The sequence below is a fragment of the Streptomyces sp. NPDC050625 genome, assembly GCF_040654755.1.
Lineage (GTDB): Bacteria > Actinomycetota > Actinomycetes > Streptomycetales > Streptomycetaceae > Streptomyces.
Map to the genome: position 1 here is coordinate 24,576 of NZ_JBFAIQ010000001.1, position 19,739 is coordinate 44,314.

Annotated in this window: 20 protein-coding genes; 3 read left to right on the forward strand and 17 right to left on the reverse strand. The window is 66.6% G+C overall.

What is annotated here, in order from left to right; translation table 11 throughout:
* Positions 1-3: 3 nt before the first annotated feature.
* The 14 genes from AB0I54_RS00130 to AB0I54_RS00195 form a co-directional block, all read right to left on the reverse strand.
* Entirely contained in the window at positions 4-1,881 is a 1,878-nt protein-coding gene (locus tag AB0I54_RS00130) for an ATP-binding protein (RefSeq protein WP_363293597.1), read from the reverse strand.
* Positions 1,878-2,750, reverse strand: coding sequence for a bifunctional DNA primase/polymerase (locus AB0I54_RS00135; RefSeq protein WP_363293598.1), 873 nt, complete (start codon positions 2,748-2,750; stop codon positions 1,878-1,880). The genes AB0I54_RS00130 and AB0I54_RS00135 overlap by 4 nt, the downstream gene beginning before the upstream one ends.
* 337 nt (positions 2,751-3,087) lie before the next feature.
* Positions 3,088-5,157, reverse strand: coding sequence for a plasmid transfer protein TraB (gene traB / locus AB0I54_RS00140; RefSeq protein WP_363293599.1), 2,070 nt, complete (start codon positions 5,155-5,157; stop codon positions 3,088-3,090).
* Positions 5,158-5,200: 43 nt separating this feature from the next.
* The gene (gene traA, locus AB0I54_RS00145; RefSeq protein ID WP_363293600.1) at positions 5,201-5,767 is read right to left on the reverse strand and encodes a plasmid transfer protein TraA; all 567 of its coding nucleotides are present in this window, start codon (positions 5,765-5,767) and stop codon (positions 5,201-5,203) included.
* Positions 5,767-6,291, reverse strand: a complete 525-nt coding sequence (locus AB0I54_RS00150) for a hypothetical protein (protein WP_363293601.1) — start codon at positions 6,289-6,291, stop codon at positions 5,767-5,769. Before AB0I54_RS00150 ends, traA begins: the two co-directional genes overlap by 1 nt.
* Before the next feature lie 18 nt (positions 6,292-6,309).
* A complete protein-coding gene (locus tag AB0I54_RS00155) occupies positions 6,310-6,951 on the reverse strand; it encodes a GGDEF domain-containing protein (protein WP_363293602.1) in 642 nt (213 codons plus the stop codon).
* 65 nt (positions 6,952-7,016) lie between these two features.
* Positions 7,017-7,832, reverse strand: coding sequence for a DUF2637 domain-containing protein (locus AB0I54_RS00160; RefSeq protein WP_363293603.1), 816 nt, complete (start codon positions 7,830-7,832; stop codon positions 7,017-7,019).
* A gap of 5 nt (positions 7,833-7,837) precedes the next feature.
* The gene (locus tag AB0I54_RS00165) at positions 7,838-8,080 is read right to left on the reverse strand and encodes a hypothetical protein (RefSeq protein WP_363293604.1); all 243 of its coding nucleotides are present in this window, start codon (positions 8,078-8,080) and stop codon (positions 7,838-7,840) included.
* 102 nt (positions 8,081-8,182) lie between these two features.
* Entirely contained in the window at positions 8,183-8,398 is a 216-nt protein-coding gene (locus tag AB0I54_RS00170) for a hypothetical protein (protein WP_363293605.1), read from the reverse strand.
* Positions 8,395-8,940 carry a hypothetical protein gene (locus AB0I54_RS00175; RefSeq protein WP_363293606.1) on the reverse strand — a complete coding sequence of 182 codons (546 nt, stop codon included), beginning with the start codon at positions 8,938-8,940 and terminating at the stop codon, positions 8,395-8,397. The genes AB0I54_RS00170 and AB0I54_RS00175 overlap by 4 nt, the downstream gene beginning before the upstream one ends.
* Positions 8,937-9,062 carry a hypothetical protein gene (locus AB0I54_RS00180; RefSeq protein ID WP_363293607.1) on the reverse strand — a complete coding sequence of 42 codons (126 nt, stop codon included), beginning with the start codon at positions 9,060-9,062 and terminating at the stop codon, positions 8,937-8,939. Before AB0I54_RS00180 ends, AB0I54_RS00175 begins: the two co-directional genes overlap by 4 nt.
* Positions 9,059-9,355 carry a hypothetical protein gene (locus tag AB0I54_RS00185; protein ID WP_363293608.1) on the reverse strand — a complete coding sequence of 99 codons (297 nt, stop codon included), beginning with the start codon at positions 9,353-9,355 and terminating at the stop codon, positions 9,059-9,061. The genes AB0I54_RS00180 and AB0I54_RS00185 overlap by 4 nt, the downstream gene beginning before the upstream one ends.
* A 108-nt stretch (positions 9,356-9,463) precedes the next feature.
* Entirely contained in the window at positions 9,464-9,865 is a 402-nt protein-coding gene (locus tag AB0I54_RS00190; RefSeq protein ID WP_363293609.1) for a hypothetical protein, read from the reverse strand.
* A 169-nt stretch (positions 9,866-10,034) separates the two neighbouring features.
* Complete coding sequence (locus AB0I54_RS00195; protein ID WP_363293610.1) at positions 10,035-10,415, reverse strand: hypothetical protein; 381 nt, start codon at positions 10,413-10,415, stop codon at positions 10,035-10,037.
* Between the two features lie 300 nt (positions 10,416-10,715).
* Between AB0I54_RS00195 and AB0I54_RS00200 the strand changes: the two genes are divergently transcribed.
* Complete coding sequence (locus AB0I54_RS00200) at positions 10,716-11,135, forward strand: winged helix-turn-helix domain-containing protein (RefSeq protein ID WP_363293611.1); 420 nt, start codon at positions 10,716-10,718, stop codon at positions 11,133-11,135.
* Between the two features lie 5 nt (positions 11,136-11,140).
* Here the strand turns inward: AB0I54_RS00200 and AB0I54_RS00205 are convergent, their stop codons facing one another.
* The 3 genes from AB0I54_RS00205 to AB0I54_RS00215 form a co-directional block, all read right to left on the reverse strand.
* Positions 11,141-12,088: an NAD-dependent epimerase/dehydratase family protein gene (locus tag AB0I54_RS00205; protein WP_363293612.1), complete on the reverse strand. Its 948-nt coding sequence runs from the start codon at positions 12,086-12,088 to the stop codon at positions 11,141-11,143.
* A gap of 9 nt (positions 12,089-12,097) precedes the next feature.
* A complete protein-coding gene (locus AB0I54_RS00210; protein ID WP_363293613.1) occupies positions 12,098-13,507 on the reverse strand; it encodes a helix-turn-helix transcriptional regulator in 1,410 nt (469 codons plus the stop codon).
* 366 nt (positions 13,508-13,873) lie between these two features.
* Positions 13,874-15,187: an N-6 DNA methylase gene (locus AB0I54_RS00215; protein ID WP_363293614.1), complete on the reverse strand. Its 1,314-nt coding sequence runs from the start codon at positions 15,185-15,187 to the stop codon at positions 13,874-13,876.
* A gap of 159 nt (positions 15,188-15,346) precedes the next feature.
* Between AB0I54_RS00215 and AB0I54_RS00220 the strand changes: the two genes are divergently transcribed.
* Together AB0I54_RS00220 and AB0I54_RS00225 are read left to right on the forward strand one after the other, a co-directional pair.
* Positions 15,347-17,398 (forward strand): ATP-binding protein, encoded by a 2,052-nt coding sequence (locus tag AB0I54_RS00220; RefSeq protein ID WP_363293615.1) that lies wholly within the window; start codon positions 15,347-15,349, stop codon positions 17,396-17,398.
* A 38-nt stretch (positions 17,399-17,436) separates the two neighbouring features.
* Positions 17,437-18,141, forward strand: coding sequence for a hypothetical protein (locus AB0I54_RS00225; protein WP_363293616.1), 705 nt, complete (start codon positions 17,437-17,439; stop codon positions 18,139-18,141).
* Positions 18,142-19,739 lie beyond the last annotated feature (1,598 nt).

Consider the following 19,739-nt stretch of genomic DNA (forward strand, 5'->3'; position numbering starts at 1 on the left):
GGGTCAACTCCTGGTGCGTGTCAGGGAGGTGCCGCAGCCGGGGTGGGTGGTCTCTCCGGCCATGGCGAATGCGGGGTCGAGCGGGATTCCGCACTCGGTGCAGGTGGCGGCAGCAGAGAAGAGGCGCGTTCGAGCGTCCGCAGTGTCCGCAGCGTCCGGTTCGGCGGATACAACCTGGTCAGACCAAGTGCTCACGTCGGACGCTGTGGTGGCGCCAGTGTCCGCTGTGGCGTCCGTAGCGTCCGGCGTCGGCGAAGTGCGGACGCTGGTTGTGGCTGGTGTGGCCGCAGCGTCCGTCGTAGCGTCCGCAGGTCCTGCCTGGTCAGACGAAGGTGCGGACACTGTGGACGCTGCGGACGCTGTATTGCGCCTCTTCTCTGATGCCGTGATGCGGTAGATCCGGCTGCGGCGGCGGTCGGTGCTGCGGTGACTGTCGTCGACCTCGATGCCGATGGTGCGCAGGGCCGGGGCGAGCCGCTTGAGCTGGCCGCCGGCGCGGGTGGCGTCCTTGGGCCACTTCTTCGGCAGCTTCTCAGGGGTGGTGACCGAGTCGAGGATCTGGGCGGCGGTGAGGGCGAGGCCTTCGGGACCGGCGGCATCGATCAGTTCGACGACGGCCTGGGCGAAGGGTTCGCCGTCCAGGACGTCGGCCACGGCGTCGGCGGCGGTGGCCTTGTAGGAGGCCTGGGTGTTCCAGCCGGTGACGTCGTCGACGGCGGCCAGGACGCGAGCGAAGTCGGCCATTCGGGGGCGCTCGGTCAGTTCGATGCCGGGCAGGGCCTTGAGGACCTTGGCGAGCAGGTCGAAGAGCGAGGCGAGGATGGCTGGGTGGGCGTCGGCGTAGGCGCGGTCGAGCTCGGCTTCCTCGCGGCGCTTGTGGTCGGGGATGAGCTGCAGCTCGATCGTCAGCAGGCGCTCGGCGAGGTCGCCCGCGAGGGCTCCGGCGTCGATCGTCGTTATCGCCAGCACGCGGCGGAACTCGAGTACGACTACGTCGTCGTCCGTGAACAGGGCGCGGTCGACCACACCGTCGCCAGTCACGGCTCGACACAGGGCGTCGGAGAGCCAGTCGGGGATGATCGAGATGTTGTCGAGGCAGATGGCCCAGGAGTTGAAGGCCTGTACCGACCAGGACTTCAGGTCGCGTGGCGCGGTGCGCTTGGGCGCGCCAGAGGGGTCGACGATGCCGATGACCATGGCGGCGCCCTTGGACTTGCCGGTGCCCTGCTCGCCGCGGAAGGCGAGGATCGGGTGGGGCAGGTCGGGGATGAACGCGGCCAGGAGCCAGGCCACCAGGAGCTGAAAGCCTTCATCTGTGGTGTTGAGCAGGTCGCGCAGCTTGGCCAGGCCGTTGCCCTCGCGGACGGGGGCGGGGAGGGGCTTCATGGCGCCGGAGCGGCGGAAGACGATCGGGGAGCCGGGCAGGAGCTGCCAGCCGTCGGGTCCGACGCTGACGCAGCGGCCGTCGGTGGTGCCGAGGTCGATGAGGATCCGTTCGTCGTGGCCGGCGACGCGCAGGCGTGGGGTGCGGGGGTCGGCGTTGGCTGCCAGGCCCTCGAGGACGGTCATGGCGTCGGCGAGGGCCGACTGCGAAGGAACGGTGCCGCCATTGACGTCGGTGTAGATGCGGGCGAGCTGAGAGCGCAGGCCGGCCTTTCCGCGCAGCGGGAGGGCGAGGTTAGGGCCGTCGACCTTGACGCCGTAGGGGCGGCCGTCGTCGGACATGAACAGGTCGTAGCGCTCGCGGGCCAGGGCCACGAGCTGTGAAGCCTGCGAGGGCCCCTTCTTGTCCGGGTCGACGCCGTGGCTGGTCAGGATCTCTCGAGCCAGTGCGGATGATGGGCTGTTGGACGGCCTACTGCCGTTGAGGGGCTTGGTCATCGGGCGCCTCGCGGGCGAGCGGCCGAGGCGACCGTGGCACGGGCTTCGCTCTCCGGCAGGCCGATACGTACAGCGGCCTCGATCAGGGGACCGGCGAGCGCGGGGCCGTCGGTGGTTTCGTGGGCCCGGCAGGCGGCCCAGTACAGGCGGTCGTTGCGCTGGCCTTCGGGGGCGTCGATGACGAACTGCACCAGGGCGAGGGCCTTGTGGCCGGCCACGGGCAGAGGGGGCGCCATGCGCGGCGATGCCAGGGCGGGCGGAACCAGCAGCTGCAGCAGGCTGTCCGGGACGGTGGCGAGCGCCTGGTGCTCGGTGTCGGGGGCAAGGGTGTAGGTGCCGCGGTTTGTGGTCGAGCCGGGGCCGACGAGGTAGCCACCGGAGCCGCGGACATCGATGCCGGGAGCGAGGCGGCCGACTGAGTTCGGGATGCCGCAGTCGGCTGGGCCGCGCAGCCACAGGTGTCGGCCGCCACTGGGGGTGGCGACGGTGACCGTGGCCGGGACGCTGAAGGTGCACTCGCGGGCCAGTGCCTCGAAGTTGGCAATGCCGTCGATGTCGTTCTTCACGTCCAGGTCGATGCCGATCAGGTGGTGTGGGGTGCGGCCGCAGGCGATGCCGTAGCCGGTGGCCCAGGGGGCGGCGGCGAAGAGTGCGCGTACGGCTTCGGGGTCGGTGGTGGCGTCGTAGATGCCGTGGCCGATCTGGCGGCACTCACCGTGGCAGCGGATCCTGCGGTGCTCGGCACGGTGCGGGGAGCGGACCGCAGGGAGCTTGGTGCGGCTGAGCGGGATCACCGCCAACCCGCTGTGTGCGGCGCGCAGGGCGTGGGCCAGGGCGCCGCTGTGGGCGGGGTGGTGTGGTTCGTTCACGAACTGGCCTTCCTTGTGTGCCCGGTTCAGAGCGTCTCGGGCCGGTCTTGATCAGTCCGGCTAGGTCTAGGTACGACAGCGGGCGAAATTTGTTACACCCCGGATCTGGGGGCTGGCATGGCGCGCTGTGGGAGCAACTCGCGGACAACGTGCGCGCCCGCGTAGGGCGGTCCAGAAAGTCCAGAAACCTGGGTCGCGCTGGGGCGTAGAGGGGCCGTCAGGGGCGTCAGGGCGGGGGTGTCAGACGCGTCTGACGGGAGTCGCGCGTGCGTGTGACCCGTGCGTTTGGGGCCCGCTGGCATCAGGGGTGTCAGACGTGCCTGACGCGTCAGGGCCGTCAGGCGGCTTCGTCCTCGGCGTCGCGGACGATGCGGTAGACGCCCGTTTCGTCGGTCTCGGCGAGGCGGCCGGAGATGACGAATTGTGCGACCTGGCCGGAGACCCAGGAGCGGCTGCGGCCGTGGCGGTCGCAGTGCTCCATGAAGTCGTTGGGGCGCACGATGGTGCGGCCTTCGGCTTCGAACTCGTCGAGGACGTCTTCCATGGCCTGGCGGGCCTGCTTGGGGGTGAGCTGGATTTTCGGCTTGGCAGGCGGGCGTTCGGCGAACTGCACCACGGTGGTGGGCTGCGGGAGCTCCTGCTCGGGGTCGATATCGTCCAGGTCCTCGTCGGCGTGGTCGTCGTCCTGGCCGTCGCCGTCGTATGCGGTGAAGGCCCGGTCGTCGTTCGCGCGTTCGAAGTCGTGCGGAGCGCCGGTGGGCATGGTGGGGCCTTCCTGGGCGGGCTGGGTGTCGGTGGTGCCGGGCAGGGGGTAGCGGGAGCGCTGGGTGTAGCTGCGGCCGGCGGTCTTTGCTGCGACCTGGGCCGTGACGGGGTCGGCGGTGGCGCGGATGCGGGCGAAGGTGAGGACGACCCATTCGAGGTATTCGCGGCCGGAGAGGTAGTCGCGCAGCGGGGTGGCCCAGAAGGTCTCGGGGATGCCGTTGGCGACCAGGTAGCTGTAGCCGGGCTTCTTGTCCTTCCACACGTGCGGCTTGGCTCCGGCGTCCAGGACGTCGTCGTCCAGGGCGAAACCGGCGTCGGTGTCGTTGCGGACGCCATGGCACCAGGAGGAGCCGAGGGAGGCGCGGGTGTCGGTGGAGACCTGGGTATGGGAGGCGCGCTGCATGGAGACGACCAGGGAGACGCCGGCCGACCGGGCCTCCTGGGCAATGCCGGTGAAGGCGTCCTCGTCGGTCTCGCGGATGGTCTTGGCGGCTTCCTCGAACCAGCCGACCAGGTACGGCATGCCGGGCGAACCATCGGCCTGGGTCTTGGCGCAGGTCGGTTCCCACTGCTTGTAGCCGTACCTGGCCAGCCACGCCGTACGGGCAGGGATCACCGAGTGCAGGGCTGCGACCATGGCCTTGGTCGATGGCACGTCGAGTGCCACCCAGTCGAAGGCAGGCAGCAGCGGACCGAAGGTCTGTTCCGCCTTGGCCGGGTCGGATCCCCACACGATCACGTCGCGGCGGGTGAAGATCTCGGCAAGGGCAGTCAGGGCGCCCTCGGACTTGCCGGAGCCGGTCATGCCCATCACCAGAAGATGCATGGCGTTGCGGGCCGCGGCTGCTTCGCCCGGGAAGAACATTCCGGCTTCGGTGCCGTCCTCGTAGATGCCGACGTGCACCGGGTCGGCGATCGAGCCGCCCGGGTGCGAGGGCCCGGGGCATGGGACGGTGTTCTTCAGCAGGTCGTGCGGGACGATCACGATTTCGCCGCGCGAGGCCGACTCCGGGTCCGTGGCGTGCCGGACCGCGTTGGGCGGAACATCGAGGGCGGAGGCGAGCTTGGGCAGGGCCTTGGAGACGTCGTCGTTGGTGAGTTCGCCGCCCGGCAGCTGGTAGCCGATGGTGGCCTTGTTCGGCGCGGCTTGGGCCTTGGTGGTCAGGGTCTTGGCCAGGCCGACCTTCTCCCAGATACCGCCGTCGGCGCTGCCGGTGGCGTCGGGGTTGCGGCGCAGGATCTGGCGGATGTTCCAGGACAGGGCCAGGGCGGGGGCGCCGATGAAGTACAGGCCGGGCAGGGGGCCAGCGGCAGGTCCGGCGATGGCGGCCGCAGTGAACCAGCCGGAGCCGGCGGCAACGGTCACGGCGGAGTGCATGCGGCGCTGGGAGGTGGTGGCCTTGCCCACCGCCCAGGTCGCGCCTGTGAGGGCGACCGAGGCGAGGGTGAGGCCGGCGGCGGCCGCGGCGTTGTCGGCCCAGTAGATGTGGGCGGGCCAGGAGACCAGACCGGTCCCGATCCCGGCCAGCCACGGGGGCAGGTGCGGCTTGAGGCGGTGCAGCAGGTACTCGATCACACCGCCGCCGCCCTGGGCGGCGCGCAACTGCTCTTCGATCAGCTGCTCGGGGGTGAGCTGGGGCACGGCCTGGTCCTCCTGGTCGTACGTGAATCAGAGGGGAGAGGGGTCAGAGGTTGAAGTCGAAGCGGCGGCGGGAGGCAGCTGTGCGCCGGTTGTACGGCGCCAGCTCCGGCTCGAACTCGCGCTGGAAGGCGGCGTAGGTGGCTACCGCGTTCTTCGCGGCATCGCGCACGTCATCGGCGGTCTTCTTGAGCTTCTTGGAGACTCGGCGCGCTCGGGATCGGGAGGCGAGACGGCTCCCTTGAGGGTCGGGCACCTGGCTGAGTGCGGCCTGCAGGACTTCGGCGGCTCCGGCGAGTTCGAAGGACAGCTGCAGGAAGACCGAACGGGCCTGGTCGCAGTAGTTGCGGACGTCGGTGCTGTTGAAGAACTGCGGGTCGGCCAGCGGGCTGTGGCCGGACTTGGTCCCGCCGCCGGCGCTGCGGGAGAAGAATCCGCCGCCGGGGCCAGCGTTGGCCTGGCTGTTGGCGGGTCCTCCGACGTGGACGTGGTAGTGCCGGTCCCCGCCACGGCGGGAGCCGCCGTTGTTCTGGCGGCCGGCGCCGGGGCTGCCGTTGGCGGAGGCGCCGGGGTGCCCAGTGGCTTTCCACGGGTTGCCGGGAGGGGTGGTCATCAGTTGATCTCCTCAATCGGTTCGGTGGCGGCGGTGCGGCGGGTGTACAGCCACAGCGCTTGGGCGGTGGTGGCGAGGGCCAGCCAGATCACGACGAGCGGGCGGGCGAAGGGGCCGAAGCCCACGGCGAGGACGGCCCAGATGGCGGCGGTCGTGGCGAGGGCGGCCAAGGCCCGGCGCCAGCGACGGATCGAGCGGTCACGTGCCGGGCGGCGGACGCCGATCCAGGCCAGCCAGCCGGACGGGGCAGCGGCCGCGGGAGCGAGCAGGAGCGCGGTCCACCAGGCCAGCAGGTGCAGGACGCCGGTGGCGAGTAACGCCGCGAGGGCGACGCCGGTGGGGGCCCAGGTGCCGCGGGTCTCCCACAGCCAGGCGCCGAAAGCACTCATGGCGCGCTGGGCGAGGGTGGGGCGCTCGGGGACGACCAGGACGATGGGCTGGGCATCGCGGCGTCGGGTGCGCGGAACGTACGCGGTGCGCGTGCTGCCGTACGGCACCTTCCGGGCGCGGGTTCGGTTCGGCATAGCGGGGCCGGTTTCCTTTCAGCGGGAGGCGAGGGCGGTGTGGGTGCCACGGCGTCCGGCGCGGCGGCCGCCGACGGTGGCGTGGGTGGGGTGCGGGGCGGCGTAGCGCCAGCCGGTGCTGAGGGACTTGGCCGCGTACATGGCCTCGTCAGCGGCCCGCAGCCGGGCGGTGAACGGCTCGCCGGGGCGGTCGTCCGGGCGACAGATACCGATCGAGACGCGCGGGGAGATCCGGACCGCGTCGGCGATGTCGAGGTTGGCCCGCAGCCGGTGCGTCAGGTCGTTCAGGGCCTCGGCTGCGCCGGCGTCGTCCAGGTCGGCGATGGCGGCGAACTCGTCGCCCCCGAGGCGTCCGGCGAACCCGTTGTGCTCGGTGCACCAGTGGTGCAGGCGCTGGCCGACGGCGGCGAGCAGTGCATCCCCCGCCGCGTGCCCGAAGGCGTCGTTGACGTGCTTGAAGCGGTCGATGTCCAGCAGGAGCACGCTCACCGGTCGGCGGGTGACGGCCCGCAGAGCGCGGGAAGTGAACGGGTCGCGGGTGGGCAGGGCGGTCAGCGGGTCGGTGCGGGCGATGCGCAGCCGCCGTGCCAGCCACAGGGTGTGAGCGGTCCAGGCGGCCAGGGGCGGCAGGGCTGCGGCCAGGGTGGTCGGGTCGGTCACGGGGTGGACTCCTGTTCTTCGGCAGGGGTGGTGCGGGTGGGGTCACTTCGCATACGCGGTGTCCATCAGGTCTGGCCTCTGGCCAGCGCCAACTCGCCGTTCTGGGTGGGTGCATCGGTCGGCTCAGGAGCGGGTGCTGGGGCGGTGAGGGCGGCGTCGCGGATGCGGCCGGCACGGCGTGTGCCGATGCCGTAGGTCTTGATCAGCCAGGTGGCCGACGGCTCCTGCCCGGCAGCGGCACGCTCGCGGGCTGCCGCGATCAGCGCCTCATCGGTCGGTCCCGGCGGCAGGGTTTGCCGCTTGCCACTGGCGGTGACAGGTCGGCGGGGCTGCCGCCGCTTCGGCTCGGCAGGGGGTGCCGGGGGAATCGGGGGCGGGGCTGCCGCTGGAGCGGGTTCCGGGGCTTGCCACTCATGCTCGGCGGCGGGGGTGCTGGGCGCGGGGCTGGCAGGCGGCAGGGAGCGCAGGTGTGCCATGTGCACGAGCAGGCCGAGGACGACGGGCGGGATGGCGGAGACCGCGACGATCAGCGGCCAGGACACGGCGATCACATGGGAGGCGATGGCGTGGTCGACGGCGTTGCCCGCGACCGACAGCACGATCGCGCCGATCGCGTTCGCCTTGGCCCAGGCGCGGGCGCGGGCGTTGCGTGTGGAGTGGCCCAGCCAGACCCGTACCGCGGTCATGGCGTAGGCGTCGGTGGTCAGTGGCAACAGCCAGGACAGTTGCGGCCACCAGCCGGTCCGTACGGCCAGGTCCTGCAGGGCGGCGTAGGAGGAGGCGGCGGCCGCCAGGCCGACGGCGGCCATCCCGGCGTACAGGAGCCAGTCCCGGCGTGGCACTGGGGGCGTGGGGGAGTCGGGGTGCTCTGGGGTGGTCAACGGGCTCACCCCAGCGAGCCGCTGAGACCGGACGCGAGGGCGACGATCGTCTGGGAGACGGCGCCCTTGACGCCGTCCGCGAAGTCACCCGTCAGGTACAGGCCGATCACGACGCCCAGGACCAGGGTCGACCAGCGGTGCTCGGTGAAGTGGCAGAGCATCCCGGCGATCAGGAGCAGGAGGAGCAGGACCGAGATGGTCACCGCAGGGGCAGCGGCCGGGGCTGCCAGCAGGATGGGGGCGGACACTTCGAGGCTCCTTCAACAGGGCTGTTGAGGCAGGAAAGTTGGGGGGACCCGCCCGGCACGGGGACGGGCGGGGGCGATCGCGCGGGGCAGACAGCAGGAGGGCTACCGGTGGCCGGAACCGCGCTCGAAGGCGGCGATCGTCAGGTCGATCAGACCCGTGTCGGTGCAGTAGCCGGCGTAGGCGCCATTCGCGTGCCAGACGTGCCAGCGGCAGCTGAGGAGACCGGTGGTGGCGGCGCAGACGGCAAGGTAGGCACCACGGCGGATCACCGGTACGTCCGGAAGCGTGACGTCCTCGGGTAGCGGGCTGGTGCTCATCGCGCTGCCCCTTCCTGGCCGCAGGTCAGCTCGGCGAGCTGGGCGGCGGACGGCGCGAGGCCGTTGGGCCTGCAGTCGCCGAAGCAGACGTCGCGGTGGCCGGTCAGATGCTCCAGCTCGCGGGCGAGGGCGTAGTCGTCAGATACCGGCACCTCGCGGTAGCTGCCGCACACGCAGGGCGCGATCAGCGTCCAGCGCGGTTCCGGGAAGTCCCACGGTTCGGCGACGACGACGTAGTGCAGCCAGATGCCTTCGTCCAGGTACGTAACCGCGCATGGGGCGATCGCCCACTCTTCGCCGGCCTCGTCAACGAAGAGCGCGGGATATCCGCTCCAGTCGTCGACGTGGATGACCTGAGCGAGCGTGTCGGGAAACGTGCCGTACGTGTCATCGCTGGCGACGCGCTCGGCCATCTGCCGCTGTGCGTCGATGCGTTCGCGCTTCTCGCGTTCCCACTCCAGTTCGACGGCCTGGCGGGATGCGGCGGCGAGGCGCAGCAGGCGGCGCATGCGGGTTTCCGGGGCGGTGGTGATCTCGGTCATCGTGCGGCCTTCCGGGTCAGCGGCGGGTGGCACAGGTGGGTGCGGGCGGCGCGTCGGGCGGCGCGCTGATTGCGGTAGGTGGGGTGCCAGCCGCAGGCGCGGCAGCGGGTCCGGGCGCTCATGCGATCCGCCTCCCGACCAGCGTCGGCGCCTGGCCGTCGATGAGGGCCAGGGCGGCGTCGGTGAGCTGCGGGGCGTACTCCGGCAGCGCTCCCAGCTCGTCGAGGGTGTCGATCAGCACGCTCAGCGGGAGCGCCTCGCCGTCGTAGTACGCGCTCACGGCGGCGCGGGCTGCGACCAGGAGCTCCGCATGGTCGTGCCGGAGGGCGGCCAGCTGGCGGCGTAACTGGGCGTTCGCGGTGGTCAGGGACGGGATCGTCGGCCGCGGGCGGGCCGGGACATTGCGAGTGGACATGAGGTGGTAAACCTCCATGAATCAGGCGGCCATCGGGCGCGGTCAGGCAGCACCGGACAGGCAGGGAGCGCCCGACAGTCGGGAAGCGAGGGAGGACTGCGGAAGGGGTCAGACCCCGTGCGGACCTCGGCGGGACCGTGCGCTGTCGCGGGTCATCGACGGCAGCACGACCGCGCACACCGTGATCGAGAGTGCGACGACGGCGACCGAAGCGGCGACGACCGCGACCGACAGCAGCAGTGCCACCAGCACCACGCCGCCGACCAGGATTCCGATCACGAGAGCGCTGGGTGACGTGGCGAACCTGCGAGGAGGTGTGGCAGGCGCGTGCGAGCAGCCGCACGACGAGACGAGACCAGTCGGCATCTGCGTCGGGAGTACGGCGGGCGTCGGGGCCGACGACACGTACGTACGGCCGAAGGCGTCCATCAGCAGATACGGCTGCGCGGGCTGCGCCGGGATGGGGACACGGGGTTCATCCATGCCGCCGCCGGGGAACGGGATGCTCATCGGCGCACCTCCGCTCGCTCGATCCGTGCGGCCGGCGTCCACTCGAAGCCGCACGTCCCACACTCCTCACGCGCCACGTGGCAGCGCGAGACGAACACGGTGTGTCGGCAGCGCGGGCACCTCGACTTCGCGCACACCGGGCGCGAGTCGTAGAACGGAGCCGCGGCCATCACGCGCACTCCTGCTTGACCTCGTCGGCGGGTACAGCGGCGACGACACTGGGCGCGTAGATGTGGATGGCCAGGTCGTCGACCGTTCCGTGAGCCTCGAAGTCCATCTCGTCGCGGAACCGTGTCAGGTGCGTGTCCACCCCGAGGGCCCGAGCTACACGTGCCACGGCCAGGCAGCGCTCCCGCGTGTCCTTCTCCGACCTCGACACCTGCAGGTCGGCCTGCCTGTAGTGGGACCACAGTGAGATGTACAGCGGGGGCAGGCCGGGAACGCCATCCAGGAAGTCGGCGAGCTTCCGCAGCGACTGGGATGGGGAGGGGGAAGCCGGTTCCGCCGGCGGGGATACGGCCGCTGGTGCGGCGGTACGCTCGTTGAGCATCGTTGAACTCCTCTGAACAGGGACTCGATGCGTCGGCCTCGGCAGGGGCGTGAGAGGTGCGCCAACACGTCTCAGCCCGTATCTGCCGGGGCCGTTCTGTCTCACCAGGTTGCAACTTCTCCCGCATGCACAGCCAATGACGGTCTGTCATAGCGCTGCTGCCTCGCAGGCGTCTCACCCGGTTACATCATCGTGCACCTAGTGCACCAAGTCCGCAACGGGTCTCACTGGATTGGGCAGGACGGGATTCGGCCGCGGTGTGATGCACTAGGTGAGACGGCCTAGGCGAAGGTGTGGTGCATGACCGAGTTCCGGGGCAAGCCGGCGTACCTGCAGCTTGCCGACACCCTGCGGAGACGCATCGAAACCGGTGAGATCCCGAATGGCGCACCTCTGCCGTCGGCAGCGGAGCTCATGAAGGAGTTCAGCGTCTCCAGCACTGTGGTGAAGAACGGGATCAGCGTCCTTCGAACCGACGGCTTGGTCGTGGGCCACCAAGGCAAGGCGGTCTTCGCCCAGTACCCGCCCGTCGTGGCTCCACCACCGTGGGCTACACCGCTGGTCGACGCGGCGCACGCCCTCGCGGATCTAGTCCAGGAGATGGCTGAGGGGCTGCGAGTAGAGCCGGCAAAGGCTCGGGAAGTGCTGAGCACCTGGCGTGCGGCGAGTGAGCAGCTGCCGGAGCCGCTGCGAGCTGGCTTGGGCCGCGATCGAGGCTGATCACCTCAGCTGTGGGCGGCTGTGACGGCTTCCCAGGCGTCGGCGACGATCTCGTCCAGGGAGGACCGTTCCGGCTTCCACTCAAGCTCTCGCCGGATCCGAGCCGTGTCGGACAACAGCGTGGCCGGTTCTTGCTTGGGCGGGTGGTGGATGACTGGGACCGGTCGGCCGGTGATCCGCTCGGTCGCGGCGACGATGTTGCTGACGCTGGCACCGGTGGCGCCGACGTTGTACACCGCGTGCGTACCAGGCTCGCAGGCCTGCAAGGCCAGCACGTACGCGCGTGCCAGGTCGTCGACGTGGACGAAGTCCCGCACCGCGGATCCGTCACCGTTGACGTCGACGTGGGAGGCCTGACCGGCCGCGACCGCGACTGCCTTCGGAATGATGCGGGTGAGATCAGCATCGCCTACGCTGGCGACGGCACCGGAGATGTTGAATGCCCGCAGGATCACCGCTCCGACGGCCCCGGCGGTCGTGCGGCGGATCAGCTCTTCGTCCGCGGCCAGCTTGGTCTTGCCGTACGGCGAGGTCGGCCGGGGCGGCGTCTGTTCGTCGATCGGCTGACGTTCGGGGACGCCGTAGACGGCTGCTGTGGATGCCTGGACGATTCGGAGTGGGCGGCCGGCGCGGACGGACTCGGCTGCACAAGCGTCCAACAGCGCGACTGTGCCGCCATGGTTGACGGCTTCGTAGTCGTCGGGCCGTTCGAAGGACTCCCGCACTCGAGTGAGTGCGGCCAAGTGGCACACGGCATCGACGTCGTGGACGGCCTTGCGGAGTTGCTCGGGGCTGAGCAGGTCGGCGTGCACAGTACTGGCGACCGGGGCCGAAGACAGCGAGGCGCCGGATGGGCGGTGGGTCATCGCGATCACGTCGTGCCTGGCTTCGGCGAGGCGCCGCACTACGGCATTGCCCACGAAGCCGTACGCACCCGTCACCAGTACGCGCAAGGTTCCTCCTCAGCCGGCGAGTATCAGCTTCCGATGCTCCCACGCCAGGTCGAGGCACGCGGCGGCTGCCGGGGCCAGCGGCTCGGAGTCGAGTAGCCGCCGCACGTTGGCCTCGGTGAACGGGATGCCAGCGGCGACGTCGGTGGCGCTGGCGGAGACGACGGAGCCCTCGGTGTTCTGGCTGACCATGGTGTGGAAGACGCGGTCGTAGACGTCGGCGTCGATCACGACGGCGGTCAGGATCTCGCCAGCAAGTGACAGCGGATCCAGACCGATCCCGAAGGTGAACGCCTGCAGCTTGCCAGCGCGGCGGGCATCGTTGAGTGATTTGAAGGGCTCGGTGGCGCCGTAGTCGATCGGCTCGCCACTGCTTCCGTCGGCCTCAGGCATGCCGAGGAATTCCTCGGCGTACTCGCGCATCATGTTGCGCCAGAGGTCGAAGTCGTTGGACTGGTCCCAGGGCATCACGGACGACGGCTGGAACACCCCCGCAGGCATGATGTGGTAGATCCCGCCCGCGAGGGCGACGTTCGCGGCGGAGCGGTGGTGAAGGACGAAAGAGGCGTCGTCGTGGTCGCGCCGGATGGTCAGCGTGTCGATCGATGGGAGCAGAGGCCGGCGGGTGAGGTCGAACGGGTCGCTGACCAGGGACCGGAAGGGAAGATCGTCCCAGCGAGGAGCCCGCAGCCATGCCGGATCGCTGCCAGCTGCGAGCCAGGCTCCGGCAAGCTCGTGGGACATCCCTTCGCAGACATCGACCATGTCGAAGTACGTGGTGTAGCCGAAGGCCATCCGTGCACCGCCGGCGGCCCAGTCGGTGGCCATTAGGCGGAAGCTGGGGCGGTTCTCGAACAGCGATGGCTTGTCCACGGCGCGGATGGCCTGCGAGTACCGGTCGTACCGGCCGCCGCGCGCGGACAGCGGTCGTACCGCCGCGGCTTCGCGCTCCGCCCCGACCACGGTCGGCGGCGGTACCTGATTGATCCACGACAGATCCACCGCGGCCAGGTCGATGGGCGCGGGTGCCATCCACCCTGGTCGTGTCAGGGCCGGACTGGTGCCAACCCGCTCCAACTCCGGATACAGGGCGGCTGCGGCTGCGTTCAGCTCGCTGCGACGCTGGTTCAGCTCGCGGCGCACCATTCGCCAACGTCGTTGATCCTCCACGGCGTCTTGAGGAGTTCCCATCGAGCCTGAAGCGCGGGGCACGAATTCGCCGTGGCCAGACAGTGCCGCGGGCAGCAGGCCCAACTCGTCCTCGGACAGCCCCAGAACGCCGGCTACCCGACGCAACTCATCCACATCCCGGATCGAGCGTTTCCCGCGTTCCAGGAGCGACACGTACGACTGGTCGTACCCAAGCAGGCCGGCCAGGTCCTGCTGCGTCAGCTTGTGCGTGGCCCGGTAGGCCCGTAGCACCTCCTGCAGGTTCGACCCGTCCGGTGGCGTCTGACGCTGGTCTGTCTCGTAGAGCCACTGCTTTGGCTCGGAGGCTAGAACCGCCGCTGGCGGGGGCGTATCCCGTAGTGCGCGCTCACAAGGGCCGCACACACTCGCTGCGTTTGCCCGGCTTAACCGCGCTCCGCAGCGGGTGCAGACCCTGCCGCCTGCAACCGTGGCCGTCATAGAACCTCACTCAGTCGTGATCACGGACGCTTGCCTGGCCGCAAGCATCAGGATGTCTTCCGCGGGTCATAGTGCGCGAAGGGCCGGCCCGCGATACCCATGTCAAGCTGCAGAAGCCGCATTGCATAACTTTACGACAAGCCCACATGAAGGGATCCATTAGAAACGCTGCCTGTCCCAAGGGAGTTGCCGTACCGCTGAAACGGTCAGATGTCGACAACTGATCCTGTCATCCAAGATCTGATTTATGGCCGAGGAGTTCAGGAGTTTAATCAGTGCATTGCAAGACCTAAGCCCACCCTTTATTGGTTTTGCTATGAGCAAGTGATTATCAACAGCTACCGCCTCGGACCCGGTGATCAGAACCCCGGCTGCACGGGATGATGATCCTTCGGACGGCCGGGAAGTCCTCCTGATCGCGACGAATGGCGGTTCGAAAACGCGGCCGCCGAAAAGACGCCGTCTGCTCGGAACGTTCATACGGCCGGTGCTTGATAGATCTCGGGCCACAAGGAAAGGTCGATTCTCGCCTTCGTGCGGGTCCCGATTGTCTACCACCGTACCCACTCGAACCTCGAACAGATCGCCAACCACATTCCCAGCATCTACCTCGCGCCACCACGGAACAGGGCCTGGAGGGGGACCGCTTCCGCGAACCTGGGCTACGAGTAGGAAAACATCGATATCTGTGTGATCATCAAAAATCCCCGAGCGTTCGACATGCAGGACATTAGTGCAGGACTCAACAGTTGTACGCCACTTCGAAAAGTTGGATCCACTCCTCAATGAGTCCGGCAGGATAGCCACGATATGGCCGTTAGGTTTTAGATGCTTCAGAGCCTCCAGGAAGAAGATAGCTGCATTAGATGTCTTCCCTTGGGCCCAGTGGCAGCCACTCCTGGCCGGGACGCGAGTGAATGGCGGATTTAGTACGACTGCGTCGACTTGTTCACTCTCCTGCACCTGTGCATCGGCCTGCTTTATGTTGACCAAATGTTCCAGCAAACCGGAAGATGAAGCAACAAGCCCGTCAAGGGTATGGTGACGCTTAAGGGCTGAGAGCAATACGCGACGGCGGGCGGCCTGAATAAATTCCTCGTGCAGATCCCAGCCGTGCAGCCGTGCTCCCCAATGCGCAAGGGTCTCTTGGACCGTTGCGCTGATATCCATGGTCGCCGTGGCTGCCAGCAGCAGGTCGCCGGCGCCGCACGTCGGGTCGAGGAAGGTCTCGGCAGGTAGGTCTCTGAGCACATCAGACACCCTTGCTCGGAGACGACTTGGCGTGAAGAAGGCACCCACCCGCCGTCGATACCCGAGGGGCACCAGGCGTCGGAGCTCGGCTGCTGAGTGCCCATCAAGGAGCTTGTCAACCGCCGGTTGTGCCAGCTCACCTGTGGTCTGTAGGCCTTCAAGGACCACATCGATGTGGGCTGTGTGCTCGGCGTACGCAGCACTGCCCGGTGAGTTGTCCACGTCCCAACTCCTTGACTCTCGAAGGCCTGTTGAACGGAAGGTCGCAAGAGTACTATCTCCGCTACTGCCCTTCTGGGCAGGACATGTCGGCACGCGCGATGAGGATGTTGGGTGACCTCTGTGGCTAGCCTCCGGTTCTCCCCGGAAATCCTTCGCCGTTTGGGCGAGGAGCTCGTTCCTCATCCTGACCTTGGCGTTATCGAGCTCGTGCGAAATGCCTATGATGCCGACGCTCCGACGTGTTCAATTGAGTTGCACGCCGTAGAGCTTCCTGGCGGGCGAATCGTCGTTTCTGATACGGGCGATGGCATGACCGTGGATGAAATAATTCACGGATGGCTTCTCCTCGGTAAATCATCTAAGACAGAGGCCAAGTTAACGCGCAAGGGGCGGCGAAAGGTCGGCGAAAAAGGTCTTGGCCGTCTAGCTGCGCTTCGGCTTGGGCGTTATGTAACGCTCATCACGCGGCCTCGAAAGACCCCAGGCGTGCAACATGTCTTGCGTATCGACTGGCACAGCTTCGATGTTGTATCGGCAGTTGAGGACGTTGAGCTCTCGATCACAACCATGCCGACTGATGAGAAGCCCGGAACTAAGATTGAGATCGACGAGCTATCCACGGAGTTCAGGGATAGGGATGTTGAGCGTTTGGCGAGGGCGCTTGTGCTGCTAACGGGTCCTTTCCCGGGACCCTCTGATTTTCGCGTCGATCTCAATGCTCCGGAGTTCCAAAAACTTGCGAGCATCGTGCATCAGTCCTTCTTCGATGATGCAGAATATCGCATCGTTGCAGAACTGAACGATGATGGTCGGGCCTCGGCCACCCTCTATGACTGGACAAATGAACCAATCGCTCGCGGCGGACATACCGAAGTGAGTTCGGCTGGATCCGAGCGCGGTGATTCACCGCTGGCGTACTTTGCACCAGCCGCACAGTTTGAGCTCTGGGCGTTTGTGCTAAATGCTAATGCCTTCACCGTCCGCGGCTCGAAGCACAAAGTCGCAGATGTTAGAGGCTGGCTCAAGTCGGTTGGGGGAGTTCACCTTTATCACCGAAATCTGAGGGTGCATCCATATGGTGATGAGGGACACGACTGGCTCGACATGAACCTGCGTAGGGTCCGCAGTCCCGAGTTGCGCCCGGGTACTAATACATCAGTTGGGCGCATCAGCGTAATAGATGAGGAACAGCGCCTCACGCCCAAGACTGACCGAACTGGGTTTCTTGAAACGCCGGAATTCGTAGAGCTCGCACGGTTTGGGCGTAATGTACTTGACTGGGCGGCGAAAGAGCTTCTGCGACGCCGAGAACGGGATAAGGGCAAGAAACAGCAGGAGGCTGGCGACCGGGTTCAGAATGCTCTGGGCAAGCTTCAAGACACCGTGAATAGGCTTCCGCCGCATCAGCGCCGGGACGTCTTGGAAGCTACGAATCTCCTCAGGTCTGCCTTCGACGAAAGGGTTCGGGCTGTCGAGGACGAACTGCTTCTGTATCGGACTCTCAGCACAGTTGGGACCACGACGGCTGTCTTCGCTCATGAGACCAAGCAACCAGTCGACTTGATCGACCAGGCATCAGCGGTTATCGCTCGACGAGCGGCGCGCCTCCTGCAGGATGCGTACACTGAGCAGTTGTCTGAGCCTGTGGAAACTGTTCAGCGAGCGGCGGATTCGTTGCGCACTTACGCCGACATTCCGCTGCGGCTACTGCATCGCAGAAAGCGCCGCGCTAAAGTCGTCGACGTAAATGAGGTCGCTACCGATATTGTTGGTCTCTTCGGGCCGCACTTGGAGGGCGCCCGTATACAGGTTGAGCTGCAGCTCGTTGATGGGGGCGCACCTGTAAAGGCCACCGTGGCATCGATTGAAGCCATCTTGGCTAATCTGCTCGCTAATGCGACGTACGTCTTCACTCAGCCCCACGCTAGCGGCGCAGCCCAAAGGCTGATTGTCGTCAGAACTGAGGTCACCCCTGATGCTGTCCTAATCACGGTGATGGATAACGGTCCGGGGATCGATACGGCGAAGCTTCCGCTCGACGATATTTGGTTGCCAGGTGCTACGACACGCGAAGATGGAACGGGCCTTGGCCTTACGATCGTGAAGGATGCCACTCGTGACCTCAAGGGCGAAGTGTTCGCCAAGGCCATCGGTGAATATGGCGGCGCAGAATTCAACATCGAACTTCCGCGGGCCACATCGTCTTCCTAGGCGCAAGAGACCCACGAGTGATGTAGGAGAACCCCATAGTGAACGTGCTGGATCGTCCGCTCCGGCCTGGCGATCCCATCGCGATCATTGAGGATGATGAGGTAAACAGGCGAACGACCGGATGGATTGTCGAGGAGGCAGATTTCACCCCTGTGCCTGTTTCATTCTTCCCGGCGTCCGTTGACGAGTTGATCGCAGAAGTCGAGCAAAAGGCGGTGGCCGCCATCTGTGATCATAGGCTGGGAAGAGGTGGCAACGTCTCATATTTCGGCGCCGAGGTCGTTGCGAAGAGCAATCGCAGGAAGATTCCAGCGGTCCTACTGACCAGCTATGCCAATAGTGATGAGAACTCAACGATCCGACGTTGGCGCTCGGGCATCCCAATGCTGTTGAGTAGAGGATCAGATAGTGATCCAGAACGTCTGACGCAGGCCCTTGCACTCGCAGAAGAAGAGTGCAGAGGCGTTTACTCTGAGGAACGAAAGCCGTATCGTGTCGTCGTGCGCGTTCAGGACTGCCGATTTGGTCCGGAAGGAATAGTAGCCGAGTGCGTGATCACAGCGTGGCAACCTCGCACTACTGTCGATGTGCCGGCCTCGATGATCACCGAGAGTCTGGGTGTCCCTATCGAGACGTTGATTGGTAAGCGTCTTAGCGCTGATGTCAATATTTACGCCCCCACTGCGGGTGAGCTGTACTTTCAGAACTTCAAAGCGGGGCCGGGGGTACCTGCAGGATGGTAATGACTAGCAAGGCTTCCGGAGGTACAGGACGGCCGCTGGAAGTGGTTATTGTGGACGTCGGCCACGGTAACTGTGCAGTCTTACGAGATGGGCTTAAGAGCGCGATCGTTGACATCCCGCGCGGTAAGCCGGTCATCAGTGCCCTCGTGGACAATAAGTGCCACCATATCGAGCATCTTCTTTTGTCTCATCCAGACGAAGACCATATTGGTGGCGCTGCGCGCTTATTGGCAGACCCGGATGTGTCAATCAAAAACTTTTGGTGCAATCCTAGCGCCATACAGGACACTGATACGTATCTTGATCTTCTTGAGCAGGCCGCCTTGCGTGAGGAAGGGCGCCAGACACGATACAGAAGCAATTTGAATGTTGGGGCCCGTGAAGACCTGAATTTTGAGCGAATAGGCATTGAGGTACTCCACCCTGACGTGCGCTTAGCAGGAATCGGCCAGGCTTCCCGGAAGCACAAACTGGGGGAGATCCCGAGTAATCGCATGTCTGCGGTGCTTAGGGTAAGCCTTGCAGGAAAGCCAGCTGTTTTGTTGGCTGCTGACATTGACGATAAGGGTTTCGAAGCTATCGCAAGCCGCGGCGTCGACCTAGAGGCTCCCGTACTTGTCTTCCCTCATCATGGGGGATCCGCTAAAGGGAGCAACGACAGGGCATTTGCTAGACGGGTATGTGAGCAGGTGAAGCCGCGCTTGGTGGTGTTCTCGCTCGGGCGACACAAATACAAGAATCCTTTGCCTGAGGTGCTCGCTGGTGTCAGGGACGCTGCGCCGACAGCTCACGTCGCATGTACCCAGCTTAGTAAGAACTGCCATTCGCGTGAGTGCGCTAGTGGCGCGTCAGGACATTTGTCGTCGCTTTGGCCCTCGGCTGGTAGGGCCAAAGGAGAGTCCTGTGCCGGGACGGTGGTGGTACGGGCTACCGATGAGGGCGACATCTCATATGACCCAACACAGAGCCAGCACAGTCAGTTCGTGATTCAGAACGTGGATGCTCCCAAGTGCCTCCACCTGACTCTGTGAGGTGGACGCAGCGGGTTTAGCTGGTGGCTTGCCCGGTCTGGGGAGGTGCCTATAGCCGTGGAACCGACTGCCCCAGCCACGACCGAGCTCTTCTCTGGCGTCGGGCGGCTGAATGCTCAGTGCCGCCGCACCGGGCCCCGCCCTCGTACGTCAGGCCCGCGCGGCACGGCCCATCGACGGCAGCGCCCTCGGCCAGATCGCCCGCGGCGGTCCCTGCCAAGGCCGAAGCCGCCGACGCCGCCCGACCGGGCTGGGGCGGAGACAGATGTGCAGGCCTGCCAGGAGTGGTTCGCACAGAGAGGTTGGGGGCCGCCGCCGGCATAACCTATCCAGCCTCGGCGCGGGAGGGCGGCCATGCGCGGCGCGCCAGAGACTGTCCTCGGACCAAGATCCGGGCCAACTGCGGACCAGGCGCCGTGATCTGACCAAAAGGTGCCGGTCAGAGCCATACAGCCCAGCCCACTGTAAATCTGCCGGCTCAGCCTTCCCAGGTTCGAATCCTGGCGCCGCCACACTGGGGATGACCCCCTCCGATCTGCGGAAACGCGGAGTGGAGGGGGTTTCTTC

Excerpts from the sequence above, each read along its gene's own strand:
- AB0I54_RS00130 (WP_363293597.1), bottom strand. The coding sequence starts at position 1,881 with ATGACCAAGCCCCTCAACGGCAGTAGGCCGTCCAACAGCCCATCATCC.
- traA (WP_363293600.1), bottom strand. The coding sequence starts at position 5,767 with ATGACCACCCCTCCCGGCAACCCGTGGAAAGCCACTGGGCACCCCGGC.
- AB0I54_RS00150 (WP_363293601.1), bottom strand. The coding sequence starts at position 6,291 with ATGCCGAACCGAACCCGCGCCCGGAAGGTGCCGTACGGCAGCACGCGC.
- AB0I54_RS00170 (WP_363293605.1), bottom strand. The coding sequence starts at position 8,398 with ATGAGCACCAGCCCGCTACCCGAGGACGTCACGCTTCCGGACGTACCG.
- AB0I54_RS00175 (WP_363293606.1), bottom strand. The coding sequence starts at position 8,940 with ATGACCGAGATCACCACCGCCCCGGAAACCCGCATGCGCCGCCTGCTG.
- AB0I54_RS00180 (WP_363293607.1), bottom strand. The coding sequence starts at position 9,062 with ATGAGCGCCCGGACCCGCTGCCGCGCCTGCGGCTGGCACCCCACCTAC.
- AB0I54_RS00185 (WP_363293608.1), bottom strand. The coding sequence starts at position 9,355 with ATGTCCACTCGCAATGTCCCGGCCCGCCCGCGGCCGACGATCCCGTCC.
- AB0I54_RS00190 (WP_363293609.1), bottom strand. The coding sequence starts at position 9,865 with ATGAGCATCCCGTTCCCCGGCGGCGGCATGGATGAACCCCGTGTCCCC.
- AB0I54_RS00195 (WP_363293610.1), bottom strand. The coding sequence starts at position 10,415 with ATGCTCAACGAGCGTACCGCCGCACCAGCGGCCGTATCCCCGCCGGCG.
- AB0I54_RS00200 (WP_363293611.1), top strand. The coding sequence starts at position 10,716 with ATGACCGAGTTCCGGGGCAAGCCGGCGTACCTGCAGCTTGCCGACACC.